Source organism: Actinophytocola sp. (assembly GCF_035712165.1).
In the GTDB taxonomy this organism is placed as follows: Bacteria; Actinomycetota; Actinomycetes; order Mycobacteriales; family Pseudonocardiaceae; genus DASYTH01.
The window spans coordinates 1-19,614 of the sequence record NZ_DASTBH010000505.1; the positions used below are offsets into that span (position 1 = coordinate 1).

The following is a 19,614-nucleotide window of genomic DNA, read 5'->3' on the forward strand; positions in this document are numbered from 1 at the left end:
CGCCCGGTGGTTCCACCGCGACACCGCCGGCTGGCAACCGGCGCCGGAGAGCATCGCGGTCACCGGGACGACCTCCTGCCTGTCCCCGGACGGCAGCGCCGCCATGCTGCTCGGCCAGCGGCCCACGGTGCTCGACCACACCGGGCGCGGGCAACCGGTGACCGACCTCGAACTGGCCGGGGCCTGTGCGCTCGGCGCCGGCGGCGGCATCGTGGCCGACCTGTTCCAGACCGCCGGCGGCACACGGTCCGACATCCGGGTCTTCGACGCCGCCCACGCGATCACCTGGCGCCGGGACGTGCCCGGCGAGGCGCTCCTTTCCGCGCACGGAACCCGCGTCGTCTACACGTCCGGCAACCAGGCGCACGAACTGGACCTGCGCACCGGCGCCGAACTGCGTGCCGTCCCGGCGGTCCGGGCGGCCCGCTACGACCGGACCGGCGCGCTGGTCGTGGTCGACGCCGAAGGCCACCCGCGCTGGCTGGACTGACTCAGCCCAGCCAGAAGTCGCAGTTGCTCGGTCCGGCGATGTCGGCCGGATGGATGCCGGCGGGACCGAGGCCGAGCGACTGCACGCGCTCGGCCGAGCGGAACCGGTGCCAGGCCGGCAGTCTGGCGCCGTTCGGGTTGCCGGTGCGGGCGAAGTTGGCCCAGTAGCGCACCATCGCGGCGGACAGCGTCTCCTGGGCCGGGGTCAGCGCGCGGCCGAAGATGTTGGGGAACAGGAAGCTCAGCTCGCTGGCGTGCTCGGCGCCCTCGTCGAAGCCGGGCACGTCGACCAGGGGCGGCGCGGTCCGGTCGACGAACTGGTAGGCGTAGACCGCGACCGCGAACGGCCGGGCCGCCGCCGCGCGGTACGTGCGCAGGTGCTCGCAGGTGGACCGCTGGGTGCCGAAATCGGTCTGCACGGTGGACAGCGCGATGCTCGGCGTGGGGTAGGCGGCCACCGGGTAGCGCCGCAGCACCTCCTCGGCGCGGGCCCCGTACGCGGTGCGCACCGTCTGCTCGTAACCCTCGGGGGTGACCGGCCGGCCGAGCGCGTCGTTGGCCAGGCTGACGAACAGCCGCATCTCGTCCAGGGTGCTGCCCATCAGGAGCGGCACGTGGTGGAACCGGTCCGTGCGCAGCGCTTCGGCCGGCTGCACCGGCACGATCTCCCCGCCGGCCGCCGGACCGCCGCCGGTCCAGGCCCGCAGCAGGTCGGCCACCGGCACCCGGCGCAGGCAGTCGGCCGCGGCGTCCGGGCAACCGGCCCGGGTGGCGAACGCGGCGCCGGCCTGCTCGGCGGCGGCCACGGTGGGAATCGCCCAGGAGCAGCCATAGCTCTGGGCTATGGCCCGGTGGAACAGTCCGGTTGCCGTGGGGGAGGCCAGGTGCATGCACACGCTGCCGCCGCCGGCCGACTCGCCGAAGATCGTCACGCGGCCCGGGTCACCGCCGAACGCGGCGGCGTTGCGGCGCACCCAGCGCAGCGCGGCCTGCTGGTCGGCCAGGCCGAGGTTGCCGGACAGTCCCGGCAGGGTGAGGAAACCGAAGGCGCCCAACCGGTAGTTGATCGTCACGACCAGCACGTCGCCCTCGACCGCCAGCTTGCGGGCGTCGTAGCTCGCGCCGTTGCCGTTGGTGTAGGCGCCGCCGTGGATCCACACCATGACCGGCAGGCGGTGGCCGCGGCGCGGCGCGGTCACGTTGAGGTACAGGCAGTCCTCGTTGAACGACTGCGGGTTGCCCACCGCGCTCGCCGGCTGCGCGCAGGACTCCCGGGGCGCCGTCGCGTCCAGCGTCCCCCGCCACGGCCGGGCCGGCTGCGGCGCCCGCCAGCGCAGTGCGTCCCCCGGCGGCGCCGCGTACGGGATCCCCTGGAACACCCGCACCGTCTCCTCGACCGTCCCCCGCACCACCCCGTGGTCGGTCCGGACCAGCGCGCCCCCGCCCGTCCCCTGCGCGGGCGCCGGCATCCCCAGCACCGCCACCACTACCGCAACCAGGATCCCGACCAGCCGGCCCACGCGTCCCACCGTCCCACGCCCCGGCGAGCCGCTGCTATCGGCGAAATCGCCTCATCGGGCCCGGGCGGGCTGGGGGAGCGGGCGCAGGCGGTGGTCCGGGGTGAAGACCCGGCGGACCAGGCCGAGGGTGATCACGACGGACGTGGTGGCGACCGAGGCGAGGACCAGGAACATCACCACGGCCTGCACCAGCACCGCCTGCATGGGGGAGGCGCCGGCCAGGATCAGGCCGGTCATCGCGCCGGGCAGGAACACCAGGCCGGTGGCCTTGGTGGTCTCGATCTGCGGGGACAGGGCCGAGCGCAGCGCGGCGCGGACGTACGGGGTGGCCGCGCGCCGGGCCGGCTGGCCGAGCGCGAGCCGGGCCTCCACCTCGTCGCGCTTGTCGCGCAGCTCCTCCACCAGGCGCCGGGCGGCGAGCACGGTCGCGGTCATCGCGTTGCCCACCAGCATTCCGGCGACCGGCACCAACGTCCTGCCCTGTAAGGGAAGCACGTGCAGTCCGAACAGGACGCCCAGGGTGATCGCCCCGGCGGCGGCGAACGCCGCGATGGCCAGCGGCATGACCCGCGGCACCTCGGGAGCCCGGCGGCGCGCCACGTCCCCGGCGTAGGCGATCATCGCGAGCACCCACAGCCAGGACCAGAGCAGCGAGCGGCCCGGTTCGATGATCAGCGTGAGCGCGGCGCCGACCAGGAGAAGCTGCACCAGCGCCCGGGCCGCCGCCCAGAGCACCTGGCGTTCCAGCCCGAGCCGCTGCCACAGCGAGATCGCCGCCGCCACCCCGACCAGCGCCAGCGACGTGAGCAGCCCGGCCAGGCTCACCTGAAACGTCATGTCGCCTCCCCGAGATCGGGCTCCACCCGGCGGCCGCGCTCGATGCCGACCACCGCGTCGGCGATTCGGCGCACCTGCCGGGGATCGTGGCTGACCCACAGCGCCGAGATCCCGTCCCGGGTCAGCTCGCGCACCGTGTCCTCGATCTGCCGGGCGGCGCTCGCGTCCAGCGACGACGTCGGCTCGTCGAGCAGCAGCGTGTCCGGACCGGTCACCAGCGTGCGGGCCAGGCACACCCGTTGCGCCTCGCCGCCGGACAGTTCGCCGGCGTCGCGGTCCAGCCACGACCCGTCCAGCGCGGCCCGGCGCAGCGCCCGCTCCAGTTCCTCGGCCGGTGCGTCCGGCGCGGCGGCGGTCAGGTTGTCCCGCACGGTGCCCGGAAACGGGGTCGGCCGCTGGAACACCATGCCCACCCGGCGGCGCAGCCGCAGCGGGTCCAACCCGGCGAGGTCCGCGCCGGACAGGCACACCCGGCCGGCCGTGGGCACCTCCAACCGGTTGCACAGCCGCAGCACCGTGGTCTTGCCCGAGCCGGACGGCCCGAACAGGACGGTGATGCCGGTGGCCGGGATGTGTGCGGAGAAGCCGTCCAGCGCGCGCACCGAGCCGCGCTCGACCACGACCTCCTCGAACGTGAAGCCGTCCTGGTCAACCACCTCGTCATCCTTTCAGTGACACGGTCAGGGGCGCCGGGAAACCGCCCGAGGCAGGTGATGCCACCCGCCGGCGCGCCGGTAAAAGCTCTCCGCGACGGAGGGAGCCGCCTGTGAAACGACTGGTCCGACGGCTCTGGCCCGGGCGCGGCGCGTTGGTGCGGCGGGTCGACCGGGCCGAGGCGGTACTACGGCTCGTGGTGCTGGTCGCGGCGATCGTGCTGGTCCCGATCGCGCTGACGCTGGGCTCGGAGACCTACGCCGGCCAGGTGCACGCGGGGGAGGAACAGCGCCAGGCCCGGCATCAGGTCGCGGCCACCCTCCTGCAGGACGCGCCGGGCGCGTCGATGGGCGCCGGCGGCGAGAGCCCGGGCAACCGGTCCGGCGTGCGGGTCCGCTGGACGCTGGCCGACGGCGCCGAGCGGACCGGCACGGTGCCGGCCGCGGACGGTCTGCATGCCGGGGCCACCATCACGATCTGGCTGGACGAAGCCGGAGACCCGGTGACCGAACCGGTCAGCCTGGACCGGGCCGCGGCCGGCGCCATCGCCGTGGCGTTCGGGTCCTGGATCGTCGGGGTCGGTCTGCTGGTCGCGCTGCTGGTGGTCGCCCACATCATGATGAACCGCAGGCGGTCCGAGGCGTGGCGCCGCGAATGGGCCCGGGTCGAACCGAACTGGAGCCGCCGCCCGATCTAGCGCGCCGTCACCTCCGCCGCGTTATCTCACCCGGTGCGGGTGATGGCCCGACGATCAATGGAATGCAGGCTTCGAGCACTTTCCGTTCGTGCCCACGGGTGCGCCCTTGAGGAGCTGACATGTCGCTGTGGGACCTGGTGGTACTGGTCTTCTGGTTCATGCTGCTGTTCATCTGGATCTGGCTGCTGATCTCGATCCTGTCCGATATCTTCCGGGACAAGGATCTGTCCGGCTGGGCCAAGGCAGGCTGGACCCTGTTCCTGATCGTCGTGCCGTGGCTCGGCGCGCTGGTGTACCTGATCGCCCGGGGTGGCTCGATGCACGAACGTGCCATGGAGCACCAGGTTCGTCAGGTGGAGGCATACCAGAAATACATGGGCGGCCTGGCGCCCGGTGGAGCCGGCGGCGGCGCGAGTGCGGCGGACGAACTGTCCAAACTGGTCGAACTTCGTGATCGCGGCGCGATCTCGACCGAGGAGTTCGACCAGGCCAAGGCAAAGGTGCTCAAGTGACGTTGCGGCACCGGCGGCGCGCCATGCCGTAGGAGCCTTGTTATGAGGTGGAAGCCGCTGATCGCGTTGAGCGCGGCGCAGTTCCTGGTCGTGCTCGACACCTCCGTGATGAACGTGTCGATCAGCCAGCTGGTCGAGGACTTCGACACCGACGTGACGACCATCCAGGCGGTCATCACGATCTACACGCTGGTGACGGCCGCGTTCCTGATCACGGGTGGGAAGATCGGCGACATCATCGGGCGCAAGCGGGCCTTCGCCGTGGGCCTGATGGTCTACGGCGCCGGCTCGCTGCTCACCGCGATCGCGCCGACGTTGTTCGTGCTGGTCCTCGGCTGGTCGATCATCGAGGGCCTGGCCGGCGCGCTGGTTCTGCCGGCGCTGGCCGCGCTGGTCGGCGGCAACTTCTCCGGCCGGGAGCGGGCGCTGGCCTACGGGGTGATCGGCGGCGTGGCCGGCGCGGCCATCGCGGTCGGTCCGCTGCTGGGCGGCTGGGTGACCACCTACCTGAGCTGGCGGCTGGTGTTCGCCGCCGAGGTCGTCGTGGTGGCGTTCATCCTCCTGGTGCTGCGCTGGATCGACGACGCGCCCTCCCGTGGCCCGCGCCGGGAGCTGGACATCGTCGGCGCCCTGCTGTCCGTCGTGGGCCTCGCGCTGGTGGTGCTGGGCGTGCTGCAGAGCGGTAGCTGGGGCTGGCTGGTGCCACGCGACTCACCCATCACGATCGCCGGGTTCCCGCTGACGCTGTTCGTCATCGGCGCCGGGCTGATCACGCTCGCGCTGCTGCGCGCCTGGCTGCGCCGGCGCGAGGCGCAGGGCCGCGAGCCGCTGGTGCGCTGGGCGCTGTTCAGCATCGCGCCGCTGCGTGCGGCACTGTCCACCTTGCTCGCCCAGAACCTGATCCTGCTCGGCCTGTTCTTCACGATCCCGCTCTACCTCCAGGTGGTGCAGGGGCTCGACGCGTTCCAGACCGGACTGCGCCTGCTGCCCGTCTCGGTCACCATGTTCGTCACGGCGATGAGTGCGCCGCTGCTCAACCGGTTCGCCACGCCGCGTCAGGTGGTCCGGGTCGGCTTCGGGGTGCTCGTGGTGTCCACACTGTGGCTGCTCGCGGCGGTCGAGCCGACGCTCAACGAGCTTTCCTTCGCCCTCGCGATGGCGGTTCTGGGCATCGGGATGGGTCTGCTCGCCGCCCAGCTCGGCAACGTCGCGCAGTCCAGCGTCGGCGACGCCGAGCGCAGCGAGGTCGGCGGTCTGCAGTACACCGCGCAGAACCTCGGCTCGTCCCTGGGCACGGCCCTGATCGGGTCGATCCTGGTCGGCGTCCTCGGCGCCGCGACGCTGGCCGGTCTGACCACCAACCCGGACGTTTCCGCCGCGGTCAAGGAGAAGGCGGGCATCGCGCTGCAGGGCGGGATCAACTTCGTCGCGGTCGACGACGTCCGGGCCGCGCTCGCCGAGACCTCGGTCTCCGCCGCCGAGGCCGACGCCATCGTGGACAGCTACGCCGAGGCCCAGCTTTTCGGCCTGCGCGTCGCCATCCTCGCCGCGAGCGCCATCGCGCTGCTGAGCTTGTTCCTGACCCGCAACCTGCCCAACGTCCGCCTGGCCGGCGCCGATGCCGAGGCCGGGGACGAGGTCGGCGCGGCCCGCTGACTCAGGTGGCCGCCCCGCTGACGATCGTGCCGCTGCCGAGCCGGACCGCGTTGTGGCTGAACCGGGTGCGGTAGACCGACGCGCTCATGCCGTAGTGCGCCCGGAACCGGCGGGCGAAGTAGTTCTGGTCGGCCCAGCCCACGGTGCGCGCGATCTGCGCGATGGACTGGTCGGTGTGCAGCAACAGGGCCGCCGCCCGTTCCACCCGGTGCCGGGACAGGTAGGCGATCGGCGGTAACCCGGTCGCGGACTTGAACAACCGGACCAGGTAGCCGGGGGCGAGGTGCAGCCGGTCGGCCAGGTCGCCCAGCGTCCAGCGCTGTTCCGGCCGGGCCTCCATCAACCGCATCGCGTGCACCACGGCGGGATGGGTGGGCCGGGTGGGCTCCTCGACCTCGCCGCCGTCGTCCCGGGCCACGGTGCGGGCGAGCGCGGCCAGGAACAGGGCGAGCCGGCCGATGATGTCGCCGCGGTGCAGCCCGGTGGGGCGCGAGCCCAACTCGTCGAGGGCGTCCAGATGTGCGGTGCAGGCGGCGCGGGTGTCCGGGTCGAGGTGCGCGGTGAGCATGCCGCGGCGCCGAAGCGAGTACGGCCCGGTCCACAGCAGGTAGCCCAGCAGAGGGTCCTCTCTGGTCCAGGCGAGTTCCCGGTGCAGCAGTTCGGGGGCGAAGCAGCAGTTGAACACGTCGAGCGCGTGGCAGTCCTCGTAGCCGTGCCACACGCCGGGCCGCAGCAGGACGACGTCGCCTGCGCGAACCGGGGCGCGGCCGGCGAGCGAGACGTGCACCCCGGTTCCGCCGGTGATCACGGCGACCTCGACGAAGCTGTGCGTGTGCAGGTGATGCCCGGGGTCGTGCAGGTGGTGTCCGGCGTAGGCGAGCGTCCCGTCGGTGAAGTAGAGCAGGTCGTTGGCGTTGCTGACCGGCTGTGCCATGCCTGCCGACGATACGGCCGGTCAGCGGCCCGAGGTGTGTTTTGTGCTAGTACCGGTGCACCTCGGGCTAGTTCTGGTCCGGTCGCCGGACCGACGATCGTGCGATGCCCGCGACCCCGGTCGACCTGCGCTTCGAACACCACACGGACCCGGCGCCGGTGGTCGGCTGCCGCGCGCCCCGGCTGTCCTGGGTGGTGCCGGACGCCGAGCCCGGCTACCGGCAGCACGGCTACGCGGTGCGGCTGACCCGGGGCGACGGCAGCACCCGCGAGATCGAGGTGGCCGGGGCGGACCAGGTCCTGGTGCCGTGGCCGGACCGGCCGCTGGCCGCGCGCGAGCGGGTCCGGGTCGCGGTCCGGGTGCGCGGCGAGGTCTGGTCGCCGTGGAGCGAGCCGGCCACCGTGGCGGCCGGGCTGCTGGATCCGGCGGACTGGGTGGCCCGGCTGGTCAGCCCGCGCACCCTCGGCGGGCTCGATGCCCCGGCGCCCGTGCTGCGCGGCGAGTTGACCGTGCCGGGCGCGGTGGCCGACGCCCGGCTCTACATCACGGCGCACGGGATCTACCGCGCCGAGCTCAACGGCCGGCGGGTGGGTGATCACGTGCTGGCCCCGGGCTGGACCAGCTACCCGCACCGGCTGCGGTACCAGGCATTCGACGTCACCGAGTTGGTCCGGCCCGGCGGCAACGTGCTCGAAGCGTTGCTGGGCAACGGCTGGTACCGGGGCCGGCTCGGGTTCAAGGGCGGCCGGGCGCTCTACGGGGACCGGCTCGCGCTGCTGGCCCAGCTCGAGGTGACCACGGTGGACGGTCACCGGCACGTGCTGGCCACCGACGGCGCCTGGACCGCCCGGCAGAGCGGGGTGCTCGCCGACGACCTCTACGACGGGCAGCGCACCGATGCGCGGCACCGGCACGCGGGCCCGCCCGACCCGGTCGACGTGCTGGACACCGACCTGACCCGGCTCGTCGCGGCGGACGGACCGCCGGTGCGCGTCACCGGCACGATCCCGGCGGCCCGCGTGTTCACCGCCCCGTCCGGCGCCACGCTGGTCGACTTCGGACAGAACCTGGTCGGCTGGGTGCTGCTGCGGGTGCGTGACGGCGAGCCGGCGGCCGAGGTGACGGTGCGGCATGCGGAGGTGCTCGACGGCGGCGAGCTGGCGGTTCGTCCACTTCGGACCGCCCGGGCCACCGACAGCTACCTGCTGGCCGGCGGCGACGAGGTGCTGGAGCCGTCGCTGACGTTCCACGGCTTCCGCTACGCCGAGATCACCGGGGTGTCCGGGCTGCGGGCCGAGGACCTGCACGCCGTCGTGATCGGCACCGACCTGCGCCGCACCGGCCACTTCGAGTGTTCGCACCCGTTGCTCAACCGGTTCCACGACAACGTGGTGTGGAGCGCCCGGGGCAACTTCCTCGACGTGCCGACCGACTGCCCGCAACGCGACGAACGGCTCGGCTGGACCGGTGACGTGCAGGTGTTCGCTCCCAGCGCGTGTTTCCTGTTCGACTGCGCGGGTTTCCTCGGCTCATGGCTGGCCGACCTGGCCGCCGAGCAGTACGACGACGGGTCGGTGCCGTTCGTCGTGCCGGATGTGCTGCGCGACGGTCATCCGGCCGCCGCGGCGTGGGGCGACGCGGCCGTGCTGGTGCCGTGGGTGGTCCACCAGCGCACCGGCGACCTGGGCCTGCTGGCCCGGCACCTGCCCAGCATGCGTGCCTGGGTGGACTGCGTGGCCCGCCTCGCCGGCCCGCAACGGTTGCGCACCGGCGGGTTCCAGTTCGGCGACTGGCTCGATCCCGCCGCGCCACCGGAGGACCCGTTCGCGGCCGCGGCCGATCCGGACGTCGTCGCTACCGCCTACCTGGCCAGGTCGGCGCAGGTGGTCGCCGAGGCCGCCGCCCTGCTGGGTGACGACTGCGCGCCGCGGTACGCGGAGCTGGCGGCCGAGGTCCGCGCGGCGTTCGCCCGGGCGTACGTGACCGGAAACGGCCGGGTGCGCAGCGACGCCCCCACGGTCTACGCGCTGGCCCTGGTCTTCGACCTGCTGCCCACCGCCGAACAGCGTCACCAGGCGGGGGAGCGGCTGGCGGATCTCGTGCGCGCGAACGGATTCCACACCGCGACCGGGTTCGTCGGCACCCCGTTGATCATGGACGCGCTGGTCGGGGCCGGGCAGGTCGACGTCGCCTACCGGCTGCTGCTGCAGACCGGCTGCCCGTCCTGGCTCTACCCGGTGACGATGGGCGCGACCACGGTGTGGGAGCGGTGGGACAGCCTGCTGCCGGACGGCAGCGTCAACCCCGGCGAGATGACCTCGTTCAACCACTACGCGCTCGGCGCGGTGGCCGACTGGCTGCACCGCGGGATGGCCGGCCTGGCCCCGGCCGCCCCGGGATACCGCGCGCTCGAGATCCGGCCCCGGCCCGGGCCGGGCGTGTCCTGGGCGGCCGCGCGGCACCGCACACCGTACGGCGAGGCCGCGGTGTCCTGGCGCCGCGACGGCGGCGAGCTGCACCTCGAGCTGGTCGTGCCGGTCGGCAGCACCGCCACGGTGCACGTGCCGGGCCGGTCCGCGCCGCAACAGGTGGAGCACGGCCGGCACACCTGGCGCGTGCCCGACCCGCTGACCCTGTCCACAGTTCCTGTCCAGCCAACGGAGGCTTGAGATGACATCGGTAGGCAGGCGCGCGCTGGCGCTCGCGCTCGGAGCTGCTCTCGTCCTCACCGCCTGCAGTCCCGGGTCGCTCGGGTCCGGCGGCGAGTCCGGCAAGATCACCCTGACGTTCCTGGTGGACAACAACGACGCGAGCACCAAGCCGGCCGACGGGCTGGCCCGGGCGTTCGCGGCGAAGAACCCGGACATCACGGTGAAGGTGGAGCTGCGCCCGCAGGGCGGCGAGGGCGACAACGTGGTGAAGACCCGGTTGGCCACCGGCGACATGACCGACGTGTTCCTCTACAACTCCGGTTCGCTGCTGCAGGCGCTCAAGCCGGCGGAGACCCTGGTCTCCTTGAAGGGAGAGGGTTTCCTGAGCAACATCGAGGACACGTTCTTCCCGACCGTCTCCGCCGGGGACGAGGTGTTCGGCGTGCCGTTCGGCAACGCGGTCGGTGGTGGCGTGCTGTACAACCGTGCGGTCTACCAGCGACTCGGGCTGCGGGTGCCGAAGACCTGGGCCGAGTTCATGGCCAACAACGCCAAGATCAAGGCGGCCGGGGTGGCTCCGGTGATCCAGACCTATCAGGACACCTGGACCTCGCAGCTGTTCGTGCTGGCCGACTTCCACAACGTGGCCGCCGCCGAGCCGAACTTCGCCGCCGACTACACGGCCAACAAGACCAAGTACGCCACCTCGGCCGCGGCGGTCAAGGGTTTCCAGCGCCTGCAACAGGTGCACGACGCCGGCTACCTCAACCAGGACTTCGCCGCCGCCAAGCTCGAGGACGGCCTGCGCGAACTGGCCACCGGCGCGGGTGCGCACTATCCCATCCTGACCTTCGCGCTGGGCACCCTGATCGCCAACAACCCCGACCAGGTCAAGGACATCGGGTTCTTCGCGCTGCCCGGCGACGACGCCGCGAAGAACGGGCTGACCGTGTGGACCCCCGGCGGCCTCTACGTTCCCAAGAAGACCCAGGGCGCCCAACTGGACGCGGCCAAGAAGTTCCTCGCCTTCGTCGCGAGCCCCGACGGATGCCAGGCGCAGACCGAGGCCTACGCCCCGAACGGCCCGTACCTGGTCAAGAACTGCCCGCTGCCGAGTGATCTGCCGCAGGCGATCCAGGACATGCTGCCGTACTTCGGCGGCACCGGCACGACCACACCGGCCCTGGAGTTCCTGTCCCCGGTGAAGGGCCCGGCGCTGGAGCAGATCACCGTCGAGGTGGGCTCCGGTATCCGGCCCGCGGCCGACGGCGCCGCCCTCTACGACCAGGACGTCGCCAAGCAGGCCAAGCAACTCGGCCTGCCCGGTTGGTAGCCGGCATGCGGCGGTCCGCAACCGCCTATCCGCACTGGTTCTACCTGCCGGCCGCGGCCGTCTACGCGGTGCTGTTCATCCTGCCCACCCTGGCGTCGTTCTACTTCAGCCTGACCCGCTGGACGCTGTTCGACCTGGAGTTCATCGGTCCGCAGAACTTCGTCCAGTTCTTCGCCGAACCCGCGCTGGTGCAGGGTCTGACCAACACCCTGATCTACGCCGTGGTCACCTCGGGCCTGAAGGTGGTGCTGGGCCTCGGTTTCGCCGTCCTGCTGACCTCGAACATCATCGGGCGGGCCTACCTGCGTTCGGTGGTGTTCTTCCCGGTGCTGGTCAGCACGATCGGCGTGGGCATCACGTTCACCGTGCTCATGCACCCCAGCAAGGGACTGATCAACGACGCGCTGGCCACGCTGGGCATCCGCGGCCCGGCGTGGCTGACCGACCCGGCCTACGCCCTGCTGTCGGTGGCGCTGGTCGACGTGTGGAAGGGCGTCGGGCTGGCCACCCTGATCTACATCGCCGGGATCGTGTCCATCCCGGGCGAGTACTTCGAGGCGGCCCGGGTCGACGGGGCCGGCCGGTTCGCCATCCTGCGGAACATCCTGGTGCCGCTGTCCATGCCGGCGACCGCGACCGTGGTCATCCTGTCGCTGATCGGCGGCCTGCGGTCGTTCGACCTGATCTGGGCGATGACCCGGGGCGGCCCCGGGTTCACCTCGGACGTGATCGCGTCGGTGATCTACAAGCAGTACCAGGCCGGCTTCTACGGCCTGTCCACCGCCGGCAACGTGGTGCTGTTCGTTCTGGTGACCGCGATCGTGCTCCCGTTGACCTGGCTGCTGCGCCGCCGGGAGGTGGAACTATGAGGCGGCGCAGGGGTTATCTGCTCGGCGGTGTGTCGATCCTGGTCTCCCTGGTGGTGTTCGTGGTCCCGTTCGCGTTCGTCGTGCTCACCGCGGTGAAGGACCGGCGCCAGGCGGCCGAGCTGGAGTTCAGCTGGCCGGACCAGTTCCAGTTCGTGCGCAACTTCCTCGACGTGGTCTCGGCCCGGGACTACATGCTGATCATCGCCTACATCAACAGCACGATCCTGACCGTGTGCAGCGTGACGATCCTGGTGATCCTGGGGGCGATGGTCGCCTTCGTGCTGCAACGCCGGCCGAGCCGGTGGACCGGTCCGGTCACCGTCCTGGTGCTGGCCGGGCTGATCATCCCGCCGGCCGTGGTGCCGACCATCTGGGTGCTGCAGGGGTTGGGCCTGTTCCGGACCATGCCGGGGCTGATCCTGGTCGAGGTCGCCTACGGGCTCTCGTTCGCCATCCTGCTGTTCCGCAACTTCCTCACCACGATCCCGCGTGAGCTCGACGAGTCCGCGGTGATCGACGGCGCCGGCCCGCTGCGGGTGTTCTTCCTGGTGATCTTTCCGCTGCTGCGTTCGGTGGCGGTGACGGTGATCCTGGTGCAGTCGGTGGTCATCTTCAACGACTTCACCAACCCGCTGTACTTCCTGCCCGGCGACCAGAACGCCACCGTGCAGCTGACCCTCTACAACTTCCAGAGCCAGTACAGCACCCAGTACAACCTGCTGTTCATGAACATCCTGCTGATCACCATTCCGCCGCTGCTGATGTTCATGGTGGCCAACCGCAAGATCGTGGCCGGGCTGACCGCCGGCGCATTGAAGGGGTGAGTTCCGAAAGTTTCGGACCCTACTTCCTATCTGATAACGGACTTCTCGTCCCGTTGGGTCTTGTGCGGTTCAACATTCCGGAACAGACTCGAAATGTTTCGGGGACTCAGGAGGTCGGGAATGCGCGCCATCCGTCGGGTTCTGCTCGGGATCCTCCCGTTGCTGCTGGCCACCACCCTGCTGACCAGCCCACCGGCCTCGGCCGCGACCCTGGTCCAGGTCACCGACTTCGGCTACAACCCCACGAACCTGGCGATGCACCTGTACGTGCCGGACACCGTGGCGCGCCGCCCGGCGATCGTGGTGGCGCTGCACTACTGCACCGGGTCCGGCCCGGTCTTCCACGCCGGCACGCCGTTCGCGTCGCTGGCCGACCAGTACGGCTTCATCGTGATCTACCCGTCGGCCACCCGCGACTCGCGCTGCTTCGACGTGTCCTCGCCGGAAGCGCTCAAACGCAACGGGCACAGCGACCCGGCCGGCATCGTGTCGATGGTCCGGCACACCCAGCGGCGCTTCCACGCCGACCCGGACCGGGTGTTCGCCACCGGCCTGTCTTCCGGGGCGATGATGACCAACGTTCTGCTCGGCGACTACCCGGACGTCTTCCGGGCCGGCGCGGCGTTCGCCGGTGTGCCGTTCGCCTGCTTCGCCACCACCAACGGCTCGGAGTGGAACAGCGACTGCGCCAACGGCCGGATCAGCAAGACCCCGCGGGAATGGGGTGACCTGGTGCGCGGCGCCGACCCGGGCTACCGCGGCCCGCGCCCGCGCATGCAACTCTGGCACGGCACCGAGGACACGACCCTGCGATACCCGAACTTCGGCGAGGAGATCAAGCAGTGGACCAACGTCTCGGGGTTGAGCCAGACGCCGAGCGCCACCGACTCGCCGGAGCCGAACTGGACCCGGACCCGCTACGCCGACCGGTCCGGCCGGGTCGCGGTCGAGGCGATCAGCATCGCCGGTGAAGGCCACAACCTGCCGGTGTTCATCCCGAACAACCTTGCCGCGTACACGATCCAGTTCTTCGGCCTGTCCGACGGCGTCCCGCTGTCCCTGTTGGCGCAGCGGTCCGGGCGGTACTACGGCAACGCGCTCGTGCTCGAGGAACTGGGCAGCAACGCGCCCTACACCGAGGTCGCCCGCCGGCAGTTCAACATGGTCACGCCGGGCAATGCGATGAAGTGGGAGACCACCGAGCCGTCCCCGGGCGTGTTCGACTTCGCGCCGGCCGAACAGATCATCGCCTTCGCTCGGCAGAACCACGACCAGGTGCGCGGCCACACGCTGGTCTGGCACAGCCAGCTGGCGCCCTGGGTGAGCCAGGTCCCGCAGGCGGAGCTGCGCGGCGTCATGCGACGGCACATCACCGCCGAGGTCGCGCACTTCGCCGGCCGGCTCACCGCCTGGGACGTGGTCAACGAGCCGTTCAACGAGGACGGCACGTTCCGGCAGACCCCGTTCTTCACCGCGATGGGCGTGGACTACATCGCAGACGCGCTGCGCACCGCCCACGCCGCGGACCGCAGGGTCAAGCTGTACCTCAACGACTTCAACATCGAGGGCATCAACGCCAAGAGCGACGCCATGTACAACCTGGCGAAGTCGTTGCTGGCCAGGCACGTTCCGCTGGACGGCATCGGCATCCAGGGACACCTGATCCTCGGCAACGTCCCGCCGACCATGCGGGCCAACATCGCCCGGTTCGCCGCGCTGGGCCTGGACGTCGCGATCACCGAGCTGGACATCCGGATGGACCTGCCGGCCACCGACGCGAAACTGGCCCAGCAGGCCGACGAGTACGCCGCCGTGGTGGGCAACTGCCTGGCCGTGCGCCGCTGCGTCGGCGTGACCAGTGGGGCATCGGCGACCGGGACTCCTGGATCCCGCCGTTCTTCCCGGGCCAGGGTGCCGCGCTGCCGTTCGACGAGAGCTACCTGCCCAAGCCGGCCTATGCCGCGATGGCCCGGGAGTTCGCGCGGGCCGCACACCGATGACCGGCTGGGTCGGCCTTAGCTACGACGACGGACCGCATCCCGACACCACCATGGCGCTGCTGACCGCGCTGCGCGCCGGCGGTGCCCGGGCCACGTTCTTCATCTGGGGCGAGCACGCGCGGCGCCATCCCGACCTGCTGCGCGCCGTCGCGGACGCCGGCATGTGGATCGGCAACCACACCTACACCCATCCGTACCTCACCCAACTCGCTGAACCGGCTGTGGTCGGCGAGATCGCGCGCACCCAGGACACGATCCACGCGATCACCGGCCAGGAGCCCGGCCTGTTCCGCCCGCCGTACGGGGACACCGACGCCCGGGTGCGCACGCTCGCCGGCGAGCAGGGCCTGGCCGAGGTGCTCTGGACGGTGGACACCCGGGACTGGGCCGGCGCAGGCGCCGCCGACATCGTCGACGCGGCCGCCACCCTGACCGACGGCGACATCATCCTGATGCACGATCTCGGGTACCAGGCCACGATCGACGCCGTGGCGCCGATCCTGGCCGGGCTCGCCGCCCGTGACCTGCGGCCGGGCCGAATCGTGCCGCATTCCGGTCAGAATGGCGCCGTCGCGGTCGCGCCCTGACTTACGTCGATCAAGTAGGAAACTATGTACTGATTTCAACGAAAGTCTTCACAAGATATGCGGAAGTAACTAACCTCGGCTGCACGCATCCGGAGCGTCACCCGTATCCGAGACATAGCTCAGGCATCCCAGGCCGCATGCGGCCGCTGGCGGCCGTGCTCAGAAAGGTGGCGATCCCATGGACGGCAAGCAGAGCTCGTTCAGCCGGCGCGACGTCTTCACGGCATCGGCCGGCGCCGCCGCCTTGCTCGGCGCGGCCGGCCTTCCGGTGCTGGCCACGGCCACGCCGGCACTGGCCGACGGTCAGCACGGCGACCGGCACGGCGGGCTGCGGGTCGAGCCGCTGATCCCGGCGCGCAACCGGGGGATCATCCTGTTCAGCGTCCGGGACCGGATCGCCGCGGCGCCGGACAACACCGGCGTGCCCTACGGGTTCGCGCAGGTGCTCACCCGGCTGGCCCAGATCGGCTACAAGGAGATCGAGTTCGCCGGCTACAACCAGAACACCGCGATTCTGGGCCGGCAGATCACCCCCCGGGAGATCCGCCAGATCCTCGACGACAACGGACTGGTCGCCAACGGCACGCACACCCAGATCAACCCCGAGACGTTCGAACAGCAGATGGACATCGCCCAGGAACTGGGCATGCGCAACATCGGCACCGGCAACGACCCGACCAACAGCCCGTACAAGTCGGACTGGGACGCCGCCGCGGACGTCTGGAACGAACTCGGCCGCCGGGCCAGGGCGCGCGGACTGCGGCTCTACACCCACAACCACGACGTGGCCTACAGCTTCCTGCTCGACACCGGACCGCTGGACGCGAACGGCAAGCCGACCCGCTCCTCCGGCATCCGCCGGCTGGAGTACTTCTTCGGCAAGGCCGACCCCCGGTACGTCTTCTTCGAGATGGACGTGTTCTGGGCCTACGTCGCCCGGTTCAAGCACCAGACCTACACCGACCGGTTCGGCCGCACGCAGACCGACCTGTTCGACCCCATCCTGACCGTGGCGCCGCGCACCACCCGGTTCCCGCTGTTCCACGCCAAGGACGGCAACAAGAATCCGGCGGTAGCCAACGGGTACGACATGGTCCCGCTCGGCGAGGGCGACATCAACTTCCAGCAGTTCTTCCAGACCATCGGGGAGCAGGACTTCCACCACCCCAACTGGGAGCAGGACACCGCGCCCGGCGGCCCGGCCGCCCCCGGCCAGTCGCTGGACTTCGCCGCGCTGAGCTACACCAACATGTCCGAGCTGACCATCTACCGCCGCTGATCCCTCCCTGCCCTGCTGCGCTGTTCGGAGGAACCCATGTCCCGACCGGTGTGGCGCCGGTGGCTGGCCGGCGCCGCGAGCCTCGTCCTCGCCTGCTCACTCACCCAGTTCGCCGCCACCCCGGCGACGGCCCAAGGCTTCCAGGTGCTGGTGTTCACCAAGACCGACGGCGTGCGCCGTCCGTCCATTCCGGACGGTGTGCGGGTCATCCGGAACCTGGCTCAGGACAACGGGTTCACCGTAACGGTGACCCAGGACGCCGGTGCGTTCACCCCGGCCAACCTGGCCAACTACCAGGCGGTCGTGTTCCTCAACACCACCGGGAACGTGCTCAACCCGGTGCAGGAGAGCGCCTTCGAGGGCTACATCCGGGCCGGCGGCGGGTTCGTCGGCGTGCACGCCGCCGCCGAGACCGAGCCGGACTGGCCGTTCTACCAGGCGCTGGTGGGCACCCGGGCGGTCGGTGCCAGCGGGGTGAGCCAGGGCAACGTGCTGGTCGCCGACCGGGCCCACCCGTCCACGGCCTCCGTGCCGCGCACCGTGACGCTGACCGAGGAGTGGTACAACTTCGCGGCCAACGTGCGCGGCGTGCAGCATGTGCTGGCCACCGTCGACGAGCGCTCGTTCACCGGCGGCACGATGGGCTTCGACCACCCGATCGCCTGGTGCCAGAACCATGTCGGCGGCCGGTCCTGGTACACCGGCATCGGCCACTCCATCGAATCCTACCGGGTGGCCGCGGTCCGCAAGCACCTGCTCGGCGGCATCCAGTGGGCGGCCGGCGCGGTGGCCGGCGACTGCGGCGCGACCGTGCTCGGCAACTACGAGAAGGTCACGCTCAACGACGAGCCCGGTGAGCCCATGTCGCTCGCCGTGCTGCCGGACGGCCGGGTGCTGCACAACACCCGCGGCGGTGAGATCCGGCTCTACGACCCGGCATCCGGCGCCAGCCCGGTGATCACCACCATCCCGGTGTACCAGCACGACGAGGACGGCCTGCAGTCGGTGGCCATCGACCCGGAGTTCGCCACCAACCGGTGGGTCTACATCTATTACGCCCCACCGCTTTCCACCCCGGTCGACAACCCGGCCACGCCCGGCGTCAACGAGGGTGACGCGCCGGTCACCAGTCCCGACCCGAGCGTGTGGGTTCCTTTCCAGGGCTACAACCAGCTTTCCCGGGTCAAACTGGTGGAAACCCCCACCCCGCACCTGGACATGGCCACCGAGCAGCAGATCATGCGGGTGGGCACCGACCGCGGGCTGTGCTGCCACGTGGCCGGTGAGATCAAGTTCGACGGGCGGGGCCTGCTGTACCTGGTGACCGGCGACGACACCAACGCCGGCGGGTCGGACGGGTTCACCCCGATCAACGAGTCGCCCACCCAGGCGCCCGGCTACGACGCCCAGCGTTCGGCCGCCAACACCAACGATCTGCGCGGCAAGCTGCTGCGGATCCGGGTGCGGCCCAACGGGACCTACACGATCCCGAACGGCAACCTGTTCGCCGAGGCGGAGGACTTCGACGGCAAGACCCGCCCGGAGATCTTCCTGATGGGCCTGCGCAACCCGTTCCGGTTCGATGTGGACGCTTCCGGAATGGTCTACATCGGCGACTACTCGCCCGACTCGCGCACGCCCAGTGCCACCCGAGGCCCGGAGGGGACCGGTCGGTGGTTCGCCACCGACCGGGCCGGCAACTACGGCTGGCCGTACTGCTACTCGCCGAGCCTGCCCTACATCGACTTCGACTTCGTCACCCGTACCTCCGGTGAGCCGTTCAACTGCGGCGCACCGGTGAACAACTCGTTCCGCAACACCGGCCGCACCATCCTGCCGGCGGTGGCGCAGCCGCAGTTCTGGTACACCTACGAGGCGCGTACCCCGTGCGCCGGCGCGTACCTGCAGACCCCGCCGGTGGCCTGCCCGTTCCTCTGGCCGGTGATCGGCACCGGCGGCGTCGGGCCGATGGGCGGCCCGATCTACCGGTTCAACGCCGCCTCGCCGTCGGCGACGAAGTTCCCCGCCTACTACGACAACGCCGTGGTGTTCGGCGAGTTCACCCGGGACAAGATATTCATGATGCGCACCGACGGCCGCGGCGGTCTGGTTGGTGTGGAACAGTTCCTGCCCGGCTTCGTCTTCGACAACCCGATGGACATGGAGTTCGGTCCGGACGGGAACCTGTACCTGCTGGAGTACGGCGACGGCTTCTTCCGGCCCAACCCGGACGCGCAGCTTTCGGTGATCCGCTACGTCAAGGGCACCCGCTCGCCGATCGCCGTGCTGAACGCCACACCCACCTCCGGCCAGGCCCCGCTCACGGTCCGGTTCTCCAGCGCCGGTTCCCGCGACCCGGACCCCGGTGAGTCGATCTCCATCGCCTGGGACTTCACCAGCGACGGCATCGTCGACTCCACCGAGGCCAACCCGACATTCACCTACACCACCAACGGCGTCTACACCGCGCGCCTCACCGTCACCGACACCACCGGCAAGACGGCCGTCCTCACCCGCACCATCACCGTCGGCAACACCGCCCCGACCGTGACGGTCAACGCCCCGATCGCCGGCTCCTTCTTCAACTGGGGCGACGACATTCCGTTCACCGTCACCGTCACCGACCCCGAAGACGGCCCGATCTCCTGTGATCGCGTCACTGTGACTTTCGTGCTGGGCCACGACAGCCACGGCCACGGCCAGGCGTCCACCACCGGCTGCACCGGCACCCTGCCCACCCCGCCCGACGGCGGTGACCACGCCGGCGGCTAC

At 71.0% G+C, this 19,614-nt stretch carries 16 protein-coding genes and 1 pseudogene; 13 read left to right on the top strand and 4 right to left on the bottom strand.

The features are described from left to right. On the top strand, positions 1-490 hold a 490-nt coding region (locus VFO68_RS28645), incomplete at its 5' end, for a hypothetical protein (protein WP_325161524.1). Position 491: 1 nt separating this feature from the next. Here VFO68_RS28645 and VFO68_RS28650 read toward each other — a convergent pair. The 3 genes from VFO68_RS28650 to VFO68_RS28660 are packed head-to-tail and all read right to left on the bottom strand — an operon-like array spanning position 492 to position 3,502. Further along, positions 492-2,009: a carboxylesterase/lipase family protein gene (locus tag VFO68_RS28650; protein WP_325161525.1), complete on the bottom strand. Its 1,518-nt coding sequence runs from the start codon at positions 2,007-2,009 to the stop codon at positions 492-494. A 51-nt stretch (positions 2,010-2,060) separates the two neighbouring features. After that, positions 2,061-2,846 carry an ABC transporter permease gene (locus VFO68_RS28655; protein WP_325161526.1) on the bottom strand — a complete coding sequence of 262 codons (786 nt, stop codon included), beginning with the start codon at positions 2,844-2,846 and terminating at the stop codon, positions 2,061-2,063. Continuing rightward, positions 2,843-3,502, bottom strand: a complete 660-nt coding sequence (locus tag VFO68_RS28660; RefSeq protein ID WP_325161527.1) for a phosphate ABC transporter ATP-binding protein — start codon at positions 3,500-3,502, stop codon at positions 2,843-2,845. The genes VFO68_RS28655 and VFO68_RS28660 overlap by 4 nt, the downstream gene beginning before the upstream one ends. A gap of 110 nt (positions 3,503-3,612) precedes the next feature. On the opposite strand from VFO68_RS28660, the gene VFO68_RS28665 reads away from it, so the two are divergent. From VFO68_RS28665 to VFO68_RS28675, 3 genes are all read left to right on the top strand, one after another. Beyond that, a complete protein-coding gene (locus VFO68_RS28665) occupies positions 3,613-4,197 on the top strand; it encodes a hypothetical protein (RefSeq protein WP_325161528.1) in 585 nt (194 codons plus the stop codon). A 119-nt stretch (positions 4,198-4,316) separates the two neighbouring features. Next, positions 4,317-4,709: an SHOCT domain-containing protein gene (locus VFO68_RS28670; protein ID WP_325161529.1), complete on the top strand. Its 393-nt coding sequence runs from the start codon at positions 4,317-4,319 to the stop codon at positions 4,707-4,709. 42 nt (positions 4,710-4,751) lie between these two features. After that, positions 4,752-6,365 carry an MFS transporter gene (locus VFO68_RS28675; protein ID WP_325161530.1) on the top strand — a complete coding sequence of 538 codons (1,614 nt, stop codon included), beginning with the start codon at positions 4,752-4,754 and terminating at the stop codon, positions 6,363-6,365. Position 6,366: 1 nt separating this feature from the next. Here the strand turns inward: VFO68_RS28675 and VFO68_RS28680 are convergent, their stop codons facing one another. Beyond that, positions 6,367-7,299 (bottom strand): AraC family transcriptional regulator, encoded by a 933-nt coding sequence (locus tag VFO68_RS28680; protein ID WP_325161531.1) that lies wholly within the window; start codon positions 7,297-7,299, stop codon positions 6,367-6,369. A gap of 104 nt (positions 7,300-7,403) precedes the next feature. Here VFO68_RS28680 and VFO68_RS28685 point away from each other — a divergent pair, with 104 nt between their 5' ends. From VFO68_RS28685 to VFO68_RS28720, 9 genes and pseudogenes are all read left to right on the top strand, one after another. Beyond that, positions 7,404-9,968 carry a family 78 glycoside hydrolase catalytic domain gene (locus tag VFO68_RS28685; RefSeq protein ID WP_325161532.1) on the top strand — a complete coding sequence of 855 codons (2,565 nt, stop codon included), beginning with the start codon at positions 7,404-7,406 and terminating at the stop codon, positions 9,966-9,968. Position 9,969: 1 nt separating this feature from the next. Then, positions 9,970-11,283 carry an ABC transporter substrate-binding protein gene (locus VFO68_RS28690; RefSeq protein WP_325161533.1) on the top strand — a complete coding sequence of 438 codons (1,314 nt, stop codon included), beginning with the start codon at positions 9,970-9,972 and terminating at the stop codon, positions 11,281-11,283. Between the two features lie 5 nt (positions 11,284-11,288). Continuing rightward, positions 11,289-12,152: a sugar ABC transporter permease gene (locus VFO68_RS28695; protein ID WP_325161534.1), complete on the top strand. Its 864-nt coding sequence runs from the start codon at positions 11,289-11,291 to the stop codon at positions 12,150-12,152. Further along, complete coding sequence (locus tag VFO68_RS28700) at positions 12,149-12,976, top strand: carbohydrate ABC transporter permease (RefSeq protein WP_325161535.1); 828 nt, start codon at positions 12,149-12,151, stop codon at positions 12,974-12,976. The genes VFO68_RS28695 and VFO68_RS28700 overlap by 4 nt, the downstream gene beginning before the upstream one ends. 255 nt (positions 12,977-13,231) lie before the next feature. Continuing rightward, positions 13,232-14,773 (top strand): annotated as a pseudogene (locus VFO68_RS28705) (PHB depolymerase family esterase); the annotation flags it as partial. An 89-nt stretch (positions 14,774-14,862) separates the two neighbouring features. Continuing rightward, the gene (locus tag VFO68_RS34350; RefSeq protein WP_414635594.1) at positions 14,863-14,976 is read left to right on the top strand and encodes a hypothetical protein; all 114 of its coding nucleotides are present in this window, start codon (positions 14,863-14,865) and stop codon (positions 14,974-14,976) included. Further along, the gene (locus VFO68_RS28710) at positions 14,973-15,563 is read left to right on the top strand and encodes a polysaccharide deacetylase family protein (protein ID WP_325161537.1); all 591 of its coding nucleotides are present in this window, start codon (positions 14,973-14,975) and stop codon (positions 15,561-15,563) included. The genes VFO68_RS34350 and VFO68_RS28710 overlap by 4 nt, the downstream gene beginning before the upstream one ends. Positions 15,564-15,741: 178 nt before the next feature. Further along, the gene (locus VFO68_RS28715; protein ID WP_325161538.1) at positions 15,742-16,842 is read left to right on the top strand and encodes a sugar phosphate isomerase/epimerase; all 1,101 of its coding nucleotides are present in this window, start codon (positions 15,742-15,744) and stop codon (positions 16,840-16,842) included. A gap of 36 nt (positions 16,843-16,878) precedes the next feature. Next, positions 16,879-19,614, top strand: a 2,736-nt coding sequence (locus VFO68_RS28720) for a ThuA domain-containing protein (protein ID WP_325161539.1), incomplete at its 3' end; no start/stop codon positions are given.